The organism is Pedobacter sp. UYP1, assembly GCF_040547305.1.
In the GTDB taxonomy this organism is placed as follows: domain Bacteria; phylum Bacteroidota; class Bacteroidia; order Sphingobacteriales; family Sphingobacteriaceae; genus Pedobacter.
The window spans coordinates 476,952-491,536 of the sequence record NZ_JBEPPL010000003.1 but is presented as its reverse complement, the minus strand read 5'-3'; the positions used below and the strand labels follow the sequence as shown (position 1 = coordinate 491,536).

10 protein-coding genes are annotated in these 14,585 nt (G+C 40.7%); 5 read left to right on the top strand and 5 right to left on the bottom strand.

Annotated elements, in window-relative coordinates; translation table 11 throughout:
- Positions 1-6: 6 nt before the first annotated feature.
- The 5 genes from hutG to ABIB30_RS09940 are packed head-to-tail and all read right to left on the bottom strand — an operon-like array spanning position 7 to position 5,944.
- Positions 7-990, bottom strand: a complete 984-nt coding sequence (gene hutG / locus ABIB30_RS09960) for a formimidoylglutamase (protein ID WP_354301566.1) — start codon at positions 988-990, stop codon at positions 7-9.
- Positions 987-2,213, bottom strand: coding sequence for an imidazolonepropionase (hutI, locus tag ABIB30_RS09955; RefSeq protein WP_354301563.1), 1,227 nt, complete (start codon positions 2,211-2,213; stop codon positions 987-989). Before hutI ends, hutG begins: the two co-directional genes overlap by 4 nt.
- A 15-nt stretch (positions 2,214-2,228) precedes the next feature.
- Complete coding sequence (hutU, locus tag ABIB30_RS09950; protein ID WP_354301561.1) at positions 2,229-3,902, bottom strand: urocanate hydratase; 1,674 nt, start codon at positions 3,900-3,902, stop codon at positions 2,229-2,231.
- Complete coding sequence (hutH, locus tag ABIB30_RS09945; protein WP_354301559.1) at positions 3,880-5,442, bottom strand: histidine ammonia-lyase; 1,563 nt, start codon at positions 5,440-5,442, stop codon at positions 3,880-3,882. The genes hutU and hutH overlap by 23 nt, the downstream gene beginning before the upstream one ends.
- Positions 5,435-5,944, bottom strand: coding sequence for a MarR family winged helix-turn-helix transcriptional regulator (locus ABIB30_RS09940; protein ID WP_354301557.1), 510 nt, complete (start codon positions 5,942-5,944; stop codon positions 5,435-5,437). The genes hutH and ABIB30_RS09940 overlap by 8 nt, the downstream gene beginning before the upstream one ends.
- A 638-nt stretch (positions 5,945-6,582) precedes the next feature.
- On the opposite strand from ABIB30_RS09940, the gene ABIB30_RS09935 reads away from it, so the two are divergent.
- The 5 genes from ABIB30_RS09935 to ABIB30_RS09915 all read left to right on the top strand — a co-directional run bounded on the left by ABIB30_RS09935 (position 6,583) and on the right by ABIB30_RS09915 (position 14,559).
- Positions 6,583-8,445, top strand: a complete 1,863-nt coding sequence (locus ABIB30_RS09935; RefSeq protein ID WP_354301555.1) for an LTA synthase family protein — start codon at positions 6,583-6,585, stop codon at positions 8,443-8,445.
- A 65-nt stretch (positions 8,446-8,510) separates the two neighbouring features.
- Positions 8,511-9,293 carry a phosphatase PAP2 family protein gene (locus tag ABIB30_RS09930; RefSeq protein WP_354301553.1) on the top strand — a complete coding sequence of 261 codons (783 nt, stop codon included), beginning with the start codon at positions 8,511-8,513 and terminating at the stop codon, positions 9,291-9,293.
- On the top strand, positions 9,280-10,530 hold the full coding sequence (locus ABIB30_RS09925) for a TolC family protein (RefSeq protein WP_354301551.1): 1,251 nt from the start codon (positions 9,280-9,282) through the stop codon (positions 10,528-10,530). Before ABIB30_RS09930 ends, ABIB30_RS09925 begins: the two co-directional genes overlap by 14 nt.
- An 82-nt stretch (positions 10,531-10,612) precedes the next feature.
- Positions 10,613-11,539: an efflux RND transporter periplasmic adaptor subunit gene (locus ABIB30_RS09920; protein ID WP_354301549.1), complete on the top strand. Its 927-nt coding sequence runs from the start codon at positions 10,613-10,615 to the stop codon at positions 11,537-11,539.
- The gene (locus ABIB30_RS09915; protein WP_354301547.1) at positions 11,539-14,559 is read left to right on the top strand and encodes an efflux RND transporter permease subunit; all 3,021 of its coding nucleotides are present in this window, start codon (positions 11,539-11,541) and stop codon (positions 14,557-14,559) included. Before ABIB30_RS09920 ends, ABIB30_RS09915 begins: the two co-directional genes overlap by 1 nt.
- The last annotated feature ends 26 nt before the right edge of the window (positions 14,560-14,585 follow it).

Genomic DNA, 14,585 nt, shown 5'->3' with positions numbered 1-14,585 from the left:
TTTTGGTTAGGTGATCATGCTAAAGGCCAGCGCAGCAGCTAATTTAGCCGTGCGCTGGTCTTGATCAAAAACCGGATTACACTCTGCAATATCCATACTGATAACCTTGCCACTAGCCATTACCGCCTTCAAACAACTAAAGAAAAACGCATCAGGAATAAGACCACTAAAAGCAGCAGCGCTTACTCCGGGCGCAAACGAAGACGAAAATACATCCATGCAAATCGTCAGGTAAATATGCGTTGAACCTGCAGTAAAATCATCCAGCTGACGCTGAATCAAATCCTGATTTGAAGCCATAAAACCTTCTGCAGGAATATGCTGAACACCCAGTCCCGCAGCCGTATCAAACAAGTATTTCGTATTGCTGTTCAGCTGAATGCCAACAGGCATATACCTGAAAGGCTTTTCCGATGCTTTACAATCCTCAGCGATCTGAAAAAAACCAGTACCAGAATTTGTACCATGCGCATCAGGCTCGCGCAAATCAAAATGTGCATCAAAATTGATTACACCAATACTATCCCCCTGATCTATATAACCATCAATACCCTTATAATGACCATAAGCAACCTCATGACCACCACCAATAACCAAAGGCCGGTAGCCATTCGCTAAAGCAAAGCTAACAACTTCAGAAAGCGAACGTTGTGCACCTTCCATATCCAGGTCCGTACAAACGATATCACCTAAATCAAGGAAAACAGTATCCTCAGGGAAATGAACAGGTAAATTGCAGCAAGCCTTACGAAAATGGGCCGGGCCATCTTTTGCACCAACTCTGCCACCATTACGTCTCACTCCCTCGTCACAAGAAAAACCAATCAAAGCAATTCCCTGCTGGCCCGGTGATAGCAATGGTACAACTCCAGGAAGAAGATCAACTAAAATAACCCGCTGATGCCAGCGTTGAACAGCCAGATCAGTCCCATCATTGCGTCCAGACCAGGTCTCCGCCAATGTTTTGCGATAAAATAAAGAGTCTATCATACGACTGTTCCGTTTTTCCAAACCATCCCTGGTTTAATTTTTCCCTGATGATATAAAATCTCCCGGTAATCGCTGCAAGGATAAGCCTGCATATCGGCCAGCATTCCTTCAGCGAGGAGACCACGATCCTTTAAACCCAACGCCTTTGCAGCTCTGAAGGTCAATCCTGCAAAAACCTCAGCTGTGCTCAATTTCTCTGCAGCACTCATTACCGCAGCTTGCATCAGCAAATCTCCCATAGGCGCAGAACCTGGATTCCAATCACTCGCAATAGCCAGACAAGCACCCGCATCTAATAACTTTCTTGCAGGCGCATATTGCATTCCTAAACCCAAAGAAGCACCAGGAAGCACAACCGCTACCGTCTCAGTACCCTTTAACAATGCAGCTTCTCTTTCCGTACTCGCTTCCAGATGATCTGCCGAAACAGCCCCAACTTCAATAGCTACTTCCAGTCCACTGGTGGTAAACTGATCCGCATGTACTGTAATCTCAAAACCCAGGGCTTTCGCAGCCAATAAATAAGGAACCGAAGCAGCCCGGTCAAAAGCACTCTCTTCAATAAAAATATCTGCACGATCAGCAAGGCCTTCCGCTTTCACAAGCGGTAATAAATCTGTCAAAACGTAATCCAGATACTCCACCTGCGAACCCTCAAAGTCCTTTGGTAAAAGATGTGCCGCTAAACAAGTAGGAACCAGGTCGGCTGGAGTCGTCAAAGAAACCGATTTAATTGCCCTGAGCATTTTCAACTCATTGCTTACATCCAGTCCATAACCACTCTTAATTTCTATCGTAGTCACCCCATCTGCCAAATGCCGCTGTACCCTTTGCTCCAGTAATTCCACAAGCTTTGGCAACTCTGCTGCGCGCGTTTGCGTTACAGAATCCCAAATACCACCGCCACTCTTCGCAATTTCCAGGTAAGTTTTACCTTGAATACGCAAGCTATAATCCTTCGCTCTGCTTCCCGCAAAACAGATATGCGTATGGCAATCAATAAAGCCAGGAAGCAAAACCTGCTCCCCTTCAATTTTTTCCAGCGGAAGCTCAGGATTTGCAAGACGTAAACTCTCAAAATTACCAGTAGCCACAATCTTTCCATTCTCTACAATAACTCCGCCACGAGGAATCACTTCAAGCTGATTATCATTTATAGCACCATTCAGCGCTAATCCCGACAAGGTCAGGATTTCGCTGAATGGACCGATTAGTTTCTTCATATCAAATGTGTTAAACTATCCTATTTTTAAACCGAACTTTTCGGCCCATATTTCTGCCTGCTCATAACCTGCATCCGCATGACGGAAGATACCCATAGCCGGATCATTGTACAACACACGGCTGATGCAGCTCGCTGCACGCTCAGTTCCGTCTGCCAATACAACCATACCCGCATGCTGCGAATAACCCATTCCTACACCACCACCATGATGGAAAGAAACCCAGGTTGCACCGCCCGAAGTATTAGCCATTAAGTTTAATAAAGGCCAGTCAGAAACCGCATCAGAACCATCCTTCATAGACTCAGTTTCACGGTTAGGAGAAGCTACAGAACCACAATCCAAATGATCACGACCAATAACGATCGGGCCTTTAACTTTGCCACTTGCTACCAGTTCATTGAAAATCAGACCTGCTTTTTCACGTTCGCCCATACCTAACCAGCAAATACGTGCCGGTAAGCCCTGGAAACTAATTTTATCCTGCGCTTTTTGCAACCAGTTGATCAAATGCGTGTTCTCAGGAAATGCTTCCATCAACGCACGATCAGTCACATAAATATCTTCAGGATCACCAGATAAAGCTACCCATCTGAAAGGGCCTTTACCTTCACAGAATAAAGGTCTGATATAAGCAGGTGTAAAACCAGGGAAGTTGAACGCATCTTTTTCTCCACCTTGTTTAGCAAACTCTCTTAAGTTATTTCCATAATCAAAAGTGACTGCACCCAATTTTTGTAATTCAAGCATGAAACCTACATGGCGGGCCATACTTTTCAATGATAGCGCTTTATATTTTTCAGGATCACTTTTTCTAAGCGCCAGTGCTTCAGGTAAAGATAAACCGTTAGGCACATACCCATTCAAAGGATCATGGGCAGAAGTCTGGTCAGTCAGGATATCCGGAATTAAACCATCAGCAGTTAAACGCTCCAGTAAATCACCAGCATCCATTACAATTCCGATAGAAATAGCCGCACCAGAAGCCTTAGCCTCATTCACCCAATGAATTGCTTCTTCATAAGAATGCGTAATCCGGTCAATATATTGCGTATCTACACGTTTTTGAATTCTGGTTTCGTCTACATCGGCCCCTAAAAAGATAGCACCAGCCATAGTTGCGGCCAATGGCTGCGCACCGCCCATACCACCAATACCAGCACTTACAATCAGTTTACCAGTCAAATCATGACCGAAATGCTGACGGCCACACTCTACAAAAGTCTCGTAAGTACCTTGTAAAATACCTTGCGTACCAATATAAATCCAGCTACCAGCTGTCATCTGCCCGTACATCATTAATCCTTTACTGCGCAATTCATTGAAATGCTCCCAGTTAGCCCATGCAGGTACTAAATTGCTATTCGCAATTAAAACGCGTGGTGCCTGAGGATGACTTCTGATGATACCTACTGGTTTGCCCGATTGTACCAATAAAGAATGGTGCTCATCCAGTTCCAATAAAATTTCAATGATCTTACGCAATGATTCCGGATTACGTGCAGCCTGGCCAATACCGCCATAAACTACTAATTCTTCCGGCTTTTCTGCAACCTCACCATCCAGGTTATTGAGCAGCATGCGCAATACTGATTCTGTCTGCCAGCTTTTAGCATGCAATTGCATCCCTCTTGGTGCTTTATAAAAGGGATGCTTGGCGTAGGTATTAATAAAGTCTGAAGTCGTCATCGTTGAATAGGTTTATATGGTTAGAAATAGCAGTTTCATTCGCAGTTTGCAATAATGAACCGTTGGTTATCAAATGATGTAATTGATTAATATCGTCTGCAAAAAGACGGTCTTCCTTGATATAAGGAACATGTTTTCTGATTAAATCATGGCAAGCCTCGATGACCGGAGTTGATTTCAGCGGACGTCTGAATTCTATCGCCTGTGCAGCATATAAAAGTTCAATCGCCTGGATAAATTCCAGATTATCAATGACCATATGTAATTTTCTTCCGCTGATAGAACCCATAGAAACATGGTCTTCCTGTCCTAAAGACGTAGGTACACTATCTGCACTTGCCGGGAAACATAAAGTTTTATTCTCTGTTACCAATGCTGCTGTAGTATACTGAGGGATCATTAAGCCGGAGTTTAACCCTGCATCAGCAATCAGTAATTTTGGCAGATCATATTTGCCCTCATTCATCAAATAACAACGGCGATCGGCAATATTACCCAATTCTGCAGCGGCAACGGTTGCATAATCAAGCACCATAGCTAAAGGTTGTCCATGGAAATTTCCTCCGCTGATCGTATCTTCTGCATTAAAAATAACCGGGTTATCGGTCACTGAATTCAACTCAATCTCTGTTAATTCTTTTAGATGCAACCAGGCGTTACGCGAAGCACCATGTACCTGCGGCATACAGCGGATAGAATAAGGATCCTGTACACGGCTGCAATTGATATGAGAAGATCCGATTGCTGAACCTTCCAATATTGCAGATAAACGATGTGCAACCAGTTTAGTGCCTTTATAAGGTCTTAGATTATGTAAACGCTCATCAAATGGACGGGTAGAACCAGTCAGGCCCTCTAAAGACATTGCTCCACTTAAATCGGCCAGATCCAATGCGTCATTTAATCGCTGAACCGCCTTAACAGCAAAAGCAAGAATAAACTGTGTTCCGTTAATCAGCGCTAAACCTTCTTTTGGGCCTAATACGATCGTTTTCAAATCATATTGCTCCAGCATTTTTGCAGCTGAGACTTTTTCTCCATTTATGAATACTTCGCCTAAACCAATTAAAGGTAGAAACAAGTGAGATAGGGGAGCAAGGTCACCAGAAGCACCTACCGAACCTTTTTCAGGAACAAAAGGAATAATGTCATTGTCAATATGCCAGATTATACGTGCTAAAGTTTCGGGTGCAATACCAGAAAATCCCTTCGCTAAAGCCTGAACCTTGGTAATCATCATGATTTTGGCAATTTCTAAAGGAATTGGCTTACCTACACCAACACTATGGCTTTTAAGGATATTACTTTGTAAAAGCGAAGTGTCTTTTTCTGAGATGTGGGTATCACATAATGGGCCAAATCCTGTATTAATGCCGTATACGGGTTTTTGACTGCGGACAATCTTTTGTACTTCTTCCCAGGAAGATTGAATATTTGCTGCTGCTTCAGGACTAATCTGGCCTTTGGTCTGACCAGCTGCAATAGCCAGGCAAATTCCACTGGTCAGGTGGTCAGTTCCATAAAAAAATGAGTTATGCATTGGATTGAGATTTAACAGGGTGATGTATTTTATGTTGAATATTTTTAACGATATCGATGGATTTGAAAGTAGTTTCCAGTTTAGTCAGCGTAGCTAATATCGCGCTGCCTTCTTCGCTTGCGCCTGCTACTTCTTCCATGGTTGCGGTGATGGCATCCCAAACAGGAATGATCCGTTCTAAAAGTGCTTTACCTTCTTCGCTCAGGGTCACTAATTGTTTGCGGGCATCTTCAGAACTGGTTGTGCTGATCACTAAACCTTTGTTTTTAAGGTTGGTAACTAACTGGCTAGCTGCAGGATGAGAGACTTCAATCTGCTCACATAGTTCCTGAATGGTTAACGTTTTATTTTCAGAGAGCAGGTAGAATACAGGGAACCAGGTGGTCTCGAAGACGATACCTTCTGCTTTATATGATTTATTGATTTCTGAAAGAAAGAGTTCACTCAGCCGTTTCAACCGGCTGCCTAAAACTAAATATCCTAATGACTGATAGTAATTCATACTCAAATATATAAGTAATTATATAAGTACTTATATAATTCTATGAAATAATTGTAAATATACTGATGGTTAGTTTCTTATGTGTGTTTAAAGGACGTTGATAAATGATTTATTCCTATTTGAACAAGAGATAAATAGTATTTTTGGCGAGGTATTGGTTAGGTTGTGTTCTCATTATTCAAAAAGACAAATAGAAGTTGAAAAAGGGAGATCACAGGTTTATGTGCAAACAAAAAGAAAACGGGAAAGATCATTTTGTTTCTCTGTGGCTAAATTTTATCAATTTAAAATGCCTTAGAGCTGATTAAAATCCGAAATTAAATTTCAGGCAAATCTAATGCAGATATTAAAGAAATATTAAGAAAAAACAAGATATAATAATTATTACTTTGTGATAGTCAATTGTTTATCTGTTTTGTTAAATTTTCCTTTTCCTGGCTGATAGCCGGAGATTCTTGCGCAAAGTGTAGTTTTTAGAATTATTTGGTTTAACTTTTTTTAACAATTATTTAATGATAGGTTTGGGAGCTCCTATCAAATGATATATGTTTCCATTAATATTTAAAGGCAGATACAGTGTTCTGTTTTCCTTCTTTGCTGTTTTTTTATTCAGCTCTTTTTTAATCCGGACAGCTCTGTTGGCCGTTTCATGTGGTAAGACAGATTTTTCTATATTATCTATCTTTCAAATATATTTTACAGGCTTTTTCTATGACTTTGGAGTTGGCCTTTTCCTGATTACGCTTTTCAGTATATATCTTTTATTTTTACGTCAGAAATGGGTTAATACGCTTACCAATAGAATCGTAACCTATAGCTGGTTGTTTCTGATCCTGCTGATCTCATTTTTCTCTTTCTTTGCAGAACTCACTTTCTGGCAGGAATTTGAAAGCCGCTTTAACTTTATCGCGGTCGATTACCTGATTTACACCTATGAGGTTATAAACAATATCAATGAATCTTATCCATTACCGCTTTTAATAGGTGGTGTACTATTACTGGTATTGCTGGTGATGTTTTTGTTTGCTAAAAGAAAAGTGTTTACGAACGCTTTTCAATCTAATACGCCATTCCTTACCAGGTTAAAGATTTCCGGTATATTATTAATCCTGACCCTTCTTTATCCTTTGTTTGTTCGCAATTCATTCGCTGAAAGAGGAACTAACCGTTATCAAAATGAATTGTCAAAAGCCGGGATATATTCTTTTTTTGCCGCTTTTAAAAACAATGAACTGGACTATAATGATTTCTATACTTTATTACCTAAGGATGAAGCTTTCAAGGTAATCAGGAATGAATTAAAAGAGTCGAACAGTACTTTTCTGGCAAACGGAAACTCTATTAAAAGAGAAATCAATAATTCGGGAATCACTTATAAACCCAACGTAATTATGATTACTGTAGAGAGTTTAAGTGCTGATTTTATGGAACACTTTGGCAATACACAGAAGTTAATGCCTGTGCTGGACTCTCTGGCCACAACAAATTTGTTGTTTACCAATATGTATGCTACCGGGACCAGAACAGTAAGGGGAATGGAGGCTTTAACTTTAGCCGGCCCACCGACACCAGGAAGCAGCGTAGTGAGAAGAGAAGGAAATGAAAAACTAACTACAGTAGGTCATATTTTTGAAAAAGCCGGTTATAGCAGAGCCTTTTTTTATGGTGGGGATGGCTATTTTGATAACATGAACGAATACTTTGGCAGCAATGGATTTGATATTATAGATAGGGGAAGAAATATCAAATTAGACGATGCTTATGAAACCAAAAGAACAATTATTCAAGACGATCAGGTTCATTTTGAAAATGCCTGGGGGATAAGTGATGAAGATTTGTTCGCTGCGGTTACCCGTGGTGCTGACGCAGAATTTAAACAGGGTAAACCATTTTATAATTTTGTGATGACTACTTCTAATCATCGTCCATTTACTTTTCCTGAAGGTAAGATTAAGTATGCATCGGGTAGTGGAAGAGAAGGAGCAGTACGTTACACGGATTATGCTATCGGTGAATTCCTGAAAAATATAAGTAGTAAACCCTGGTATAAAAATACAGTAATTATTATTGTTGCGGATCATTGTGCAAGCAGTGCGGGCAGAAATGAAATTGATATCAATAAATATCATATCCCTTGTGTCATTCTGAATCTGCCAAAAAAAGGTAGTCAGGTAATTGATAAAATGTGTTCTCAAATTGATATTTATCCTACATTATTCAGTTTGCTAGGCTGGAAATATGAGAGTAACTTATATGGGAAAAACCTTTTTGATCCCACTTATCAGCCCCGTGCGGTATTGGGTACTTATCAAAAGCTGGCTTACCTGAAACAGGATAGCCTGGTGATCCTTGGCCCTCAGCAAAAAATGGAAACCTTCTTGTATAACAAAGCAAAGAATGAACAAGTTCCTGCTAAATTATCAAAAAGGGTAACCGATCAGGCAATCGCGAACTATCAAACTGCTTACGACTTATTCAAAAGCGGGGGAATGCACCAGTAGCTACAAATTTCCTTCAGTATTCAATAGTTTCTTTGCTTAATATCTATAAGCTTAAAGATTATTGCATGAAGTTTTTCAGTTTTATCTTCGCGGTATGTTTACCCGGAATGGTGTTTGCCCAGCAGGTGGATACCCTCAGTAAAGATTCAATTCAACACACGCCGAAACAATCGGTGATGAAAACGCGCGGATTGAATCCTCCTCAAATTAAATCCTTTATAGTCCCGGCAGTACTGATCAGTTATGGCCTGGTATCTTTAGGGAATAATGCCATCCGAAGACTGGATTACAGTACCAGGGCAGAGTTGCAGGAAGACCATCCTACTTTTGCTTTGCATGCGGATAACTTTCTTCAGTTTGCACCAGGGGCCGCTTTCTACGCATTGAACCTTGCAGGCGTGAAGAGTAAACATGGAATTGTTGATGGTACGGCAATTTATGTACTGGCCGAAGCGATTATGAGCGGCTCAACTTTTAGTGTGAAACATCTGGTTGGCCGTGCACGTCCGGACGGGGCAGATAACTATTCTTTTCCTTCAGGGCATACCGCAAACGCTTTTGCAGCAGCCGAATTTCTGAACCAGGAATACAGAGATGTTTCCCCATGGATTGGCTATGCGGGTTATACCGTAGCTACGGCAACCGGTGTTTTAAGAATGTATAACAATAAACATTGGGTAAGCGATGTGGTTGCCGGAGCCGGATTTGGTATTGCTTCTACTAAGCTGGCTTATTTAATTTACCCACACCTTAAAAAACTGGTGATGGGTAAACAGGCTATGAAATATTCTTTAGTACCGATGTATCAGCAAAAGGCAGCAGGACTTTCATTCAATGGCACATTTTAAGACCTATATACTTTTTCTGGTGATGGCCGTATTTGGACTGTGTCCGGTTAGGGCACAGCAACCAGTTAGAAATCTTGAGTATTTTTACCAGGAGGCAGTTAAACGCAGTCCGTTGTTAAAAGATTACCACAATCAGCTACAAAGCAGCAAAATTGATAGTATGCGGCTTAAAGCAGGTTATCTTCCACAGGTTTCAGCATTGGCCAATGGAATGTATGCACCTGTGGTTAATGGTTATGGTTTTGATGAGGTGCTGACCAATGGGAAAGCACTTGAAGCGGTACTGAATGTAAATTATAACCTGGCCAGTAAAAAGAATATCGATAACCAATTGGAAGGTATCCACCTGCAAGCTGATTCTATCCGGTTTGCGACTGGTCTTTCTGCATTGGATTTACAAAAAGCAGTAACAGATCAGTATATCACTGCATTTGCCAGTCAACAGCAAGCTGCATTTAACCAGGAAGTTTATCAACTGCTCCATGAAGAGGAAATCGTGTTGAAAAAGCTGACGCGTGCAAACGTCTATAAACAGGTAGATTACCTGACTTTTCTGGTTACTTTTCAGCAGCAGCAATTACAGTGGAAGCAAGCTGAACTGCAATTGAAAAATGATTATTCTACACTGAATTATTTAACTGGTATTGCTGATACTACTGCGCACGAATTAGCGGAACCAATGATTGAACCAGTCTTGCTCAATGTTGAAACTGGTTTTTTTTATCAAAAGTTCGGAATTGATAGTTTAAAGTTAGTCAATCAGAGAAAAGCGGTTGACTTTAATTATAAGCCTAAAGCCAGTGTATATGCGAATAGTGGATACAATTCATCTTTTGCTTATCAGCCTTATCGGAATTTTGGTGCAAGTGCTGGTTTCACTGTTGCAGTACCAATTTTTGACGGACATCAGCGGAAAATGCAATATGATAAACTGTCAATTTCACAGCGGACTATTAATGTATATAAAGAGTTTTTTCAAAGTCAGCATACCCAGCAGCTTAACCTGCTCAGACAGCAGATTGCTGATCAGAATGGGTTATATAAACAGGTTTCTGAACAGATAAAATTTACTAAAAGCCTGATCCGGGTTGACAGCAGATTATTACAGACCGGAGATATCAGGATCGCTGATTTTGTCATTGCAATTAACAATTATCTGGCAGCGCAAAACCTGAAAAGACAGACTAATATTACCCGGTTAAAACTGTTTAATCAGCTGAATTACTGGAACAGATAACAATACTATTTTTAATAGGTAAACAGGCATACCAATAGATAACCAGGCTATCCTGAAAATGGAAAAGCTTAAAAATATAAAAATGAAAAAGCTAAAAGTTAACGCCTTATTTCTCCTTCTATTTAGTGGAATACTCGTTTCTTGTCAGCAGTCTTCTAAAACTGCGGCAGAAGATACGCCCGTTCCGGAAACTCCAGTACAGGTTACTACAGTAAGTAAGGCGACGCTGAGTGAAGATGTCGTTTTAAATGCTTCTTCTGCTTATCAGGAAAAGAGTTTTGTCAAAGCAAATACAAATGGCTATTTGCAAAGTTCAACATTACAAGCAGGTGCGGCGGTTAGCAGTAACCAGGTTTTATTTAAACTCATCACTAAGGAAGCCAGGGCAATTGGCAATTCGATTAATCAACTCGACCCTAGGTTTAAATTCTCAGGAATCTCAACTATCCGTGCAGAAAAAAGCGGCTATGTTATCCTGGTGAACCATCAAAAAGGAGATTATGTACAGGATGGTGAAGCGCTGGCGACAATTATCAATCAATCGAGCCTGGTGTTTTTACTGGATCTGCCTTATGAAATGAGGAGTGTCCTGTTGCAAAATAAAGCCTTGGAATTGACACTTCCTGATGGAGAGAAATTAAAAGGAACGATTACTTCCTCTTTGCCTGCTGTCGACTCTTTAGCGCAGACGCAGCGAATAATCATTAAGGTAAACGCTACGCACCCGATTCCTGAAAACCTGATTGCAAAGGTGAAAGTGATTAAATCGGCAGCCGACAATGTTCAAGTGCTGCCCAAATCGGCTGTGCTTACCAATGAAACCGAAGATGAGTTTTGGGTCATGAAACTGATCAATGATTCTACGGCAGTGAAAACGATCGTGAAAAAAGGAATGGAAGATGGAAAGTCGATTCAGATTTTGTCCCCGGTTTTTGGAGCGAAAGACCGTTTAATCACTATAGGGAATTACGGATTGGCGGATACGGCAAAAGTTAAAATCATGCATTAATGAAGAACTTCTTTATTTCCCATAAAAATCCGCTGCTGGTCGTATTGATCCTGATATTGGCGGGTGGACTGTTTTCTTATCAGCGGTTAAAAACTTCTTTGTTCCCGGAGATTACTTTTCCTAAAATAAAGATTATTGCAGATGCAGAATTGCAGCCTGTAGATCAGATGATGATTACAGTGACACGGCCGCTGGAAAATGCAGTGAAACAAGTGCCAGATCTTCATGTAGTGAGAAGCACAACCAGCAGAGGAAGCTGTGAGATTTCTGCTTACATGAACTGGAATGCTGATATTGATTTGAGTCAGCAAAGGATTGAATCTCAAATCGGGAAGATTAGGAACAGCTTGCCTCCGGGCGTAAATATCTCGGTAGAGAAAATGAATCCCTCGATTCTCCCGGTAAGTGGGTATACTTTAGAGAGCCATACAGAATCACCGATAGCGCTGAAAAAATTAGCTACTTATACGATTAAACCATTTTTGTCGCAGGTCGATGGGGTTTCGGAGATCAGGGTAATCGGTGGAAAAGATAAGGAATACTGGATTCAGCTGGACAGGCAGAAAATGAGTGCTTTGTCTATTAGTCCGGATTTACTGAATACGGTACTCACGCAGACAAATTTTATCAAATCCAATGGTTACTTATCAGATTATAATTATCTGTATTTATCAATTACTGATGCGACTATCAAAACAAAGACGGATCTGGAAAACCTGATTGTCAGTAAAAAGAATAACAGAATAGTTAAGGTCAAAGATATTGGTGAGGTCAAAATACAAGAAGCAGTAGCTTATACCCGGATTAATGCAAACGGTAAAGATGCGATCCTGGTTGCCGTTATTAAACAGCCGAATGCAAATCTGGTTGATTTGTCGGCGCAGATGCAGGAAAAGATTGGGGAGCTTAGAAAAATACTGCCTAAAGGGGTAACAATCAAACCCTATTATCAGCAGTCGGATTTTGTTGAAGCCTCTGTTAAAAGTGTAAGCGATAGTTTACTGATTGGATTGGTTTTAGCAATTGTTGTGGCCATTATCTTTTTACGTTCTATAAAGGCAAGTGCAACAATATTGATCACCATTCCAATTACGCTGTGTTTAACTGTGATTGTACTTTATGGCATCGGATATTCATTAAATATTATGACATTGGGTGCTATTGCTGCAGCTGTAGGATTGATCATTGATGATGCTATAGTTGTGGTGGAACAGATTCACCGGACACATGAGGAAAATCCGGAAGAACCTACTGTTACTTTGCTTAAAAAAGCAATAGATTACTTGTTCCCGGCTATGCTCGGCTCCTCTATCAGCACAATTGTAATCTTTGTTCCATTTATTTTGATGACCGGAGTTGCGGGCTCTTATTTTCAGGTGATGACCAATACCATGATCATTACGCTGGTGTGCTCGTTTTTTGTAACCTGGATTGGTTTACCGGTTGTATATTTATTATTAACGAAAGATGCTGCTTCCAATTCGGTAAAATCTGCTGTGCATCAGGTTCATCAGCAGAACTGGGTTTATTACTTTATAAAGAAGCCCTGGATCAGTTATGTTGCCATGGTGGTTCTGACTGTGATTATCTTTTTGATTCTGCCGCGGTTAGAAACAGGATTTCTGCCAGAAATGGATGAGGGAAGTGTTGTGGTAGATTATACTTCTCCTGCGGGAACTTCATTGGTGGAAACAGACCGGATGTTAAAAGAGGTAGAAAAGTTAATTGTTAAAATACCAGAGGTACAGACTTATTCCCGCAGAACAGGTACTCAAATGGGATTCTTTATTACAGAGCCTAATACCGGTGATTATCTGATTCAACTGAAAGCGGACAGGAAAAGAACTACGGATGAAGTAATTAGTGATATAAGAGCAAAGATACAAGCTTCTCAACCTGCTTTAGTCGTAGATTTTGGGCAGGTGATAGGAGACATGCTGGGAGATTTAATGAGTTCTACCCAACCTATTGAAGTGAAAATTTTTGGTAATGACCAGGATAAGTTAAAAGCTTTATCAAAGCAGGTGGCAGAACTCATGGGAAAAGTAACCGGAACTGCTGATGTGTTTAATGGAATCGTCATTGCTGGCCCTTCTGTAAACATCCAGCCTGATTTTGCCATGCTTGCGCAGTATGGGATAACGCCTGGAGATTTTCAGTTTCAGGTTCAAAATGCGTTGCAGGGAAATATTATTGGAAATGTATATGATCAGCAGCAGCTTACCCCGATCAGGATGATTTATCCGGGAAGTAATCAGTTTGGTGTGGCTGACGTTGGTAAATTACAATTGTTTTTGCCAGGTGGTGGATTAGTGCCTGTTCAGAATCTTGCAAGCGTAGCTATTAAGGCCGGAGATGCAGAAATTAAAAGAGAAAACTTACAGTCTATTGGTGTGGTTACAGCCAGATTGGAGTCCAGGGATCTGGGCAGTGTTATGGCTGACATTCAACAAGATATTCGTACGAAAATTAATTTGCCTGCGGGGTATCATATCGAATATGGGGGCGCTTATGCAGAGCAGCAGCAGTCTTTTAAAGAGTTACTTACCATCCTGGTGGCTTCAAGTTTACTGGTATTTAGTGTAATCCTGTTTCTTTTCAAGGACTTTAAAATTGCGTTTCTCATTCTGGTCATTTCCTTACTGGGGATTTCTGGAAGTTACCTTGCTTTGTATTTGACGCATACACCGTTAAATGTGGGGAGTTATACGGGTTTGATTATGATTGTTGGGATTATTGGGGAGAATGCAATCTTTACTTTCCTGCAGTTTAAAGAGTCATTAAAGGATAAAACTATGGAGGAAGCTATTGTTTATTCTATCTCCACGCGGTTAAGACCTAAATTAATGACTGCGCTGGGTGCTATTATTGCATTAATGCCGCTGGCTTTAGGAATCGGAGCAGGGGCACAGCTGCACCAGCCGCTGGCCATTGCGGTGATTGGCGGATTCATTATCGCATTACCACTGCTGCTTATTGTTTTACCGAGTATGGTGAGGAGACTTTACCAGGAAAAATAAGCGCATAAAAAAGCGGCAGATATTAA

Coding starts and splice junctions, on each gene's coding strand:
- hutG (WP_354301566.1), bottom strand. CDS start 990: ATGATAGACTCTTTATTTTATCGCAAAACATTGGCGGAGACCTGGTCT.
- hutI (WP_354301563.1), bottom strand. CDS start 2,213: ATGAAGAAACTAATCGGTCCATTCAGCGAAATCCTGACCTTGTCGGGA.
- hutU (WP_354301561.1), bottom strand. CDS start 3,902: ATGACGACTTCAGACTTTATTAATACCTACGCCAAGCATCCCTTTTAT.
- hutH (WP_354301559.1), bottom strand. CDS start 5,442: ATGCATAACTCATTTTTTTATGGAACTGACCACCTGACCAGTGGAATT.
- ABIB30_RS09940 (WP_354301557.1), bottom strand. CDS start 5,944: ATGAATTACTATCAGTCATTAGGATATTTAGTTTTAGGCAGCCGGTTG.
- ABIB30_RS09930 (WP_354301553.1), top strand. CDS start 8,511: ATGAAGTTTTTCAGTTTTATCTTCGCGGTATGTTTACCCGGAATGGTG.
- ABIB30_RS09925 (WP_354301551.1), top strand. CDS start 9,280: ATGGCACATTTTAAGACCTATATACTTTTTCTGGTGATGGCCGTATTT.
- ABIB30_RS09920 (WP_354301549.1), top strand. CDS start 10,613: ATGAAAAAGCTAAAAGTTAACGCCTTATTTCTCCTTCTATTTAGTGGA.
- ABIB30_RS09915 (WP_354301547.1), top strand. CDS start 11,539: ATGAAGAACTTCTTTATTTCCCATAAAAATCCGCTGCTGGTCGTATTG.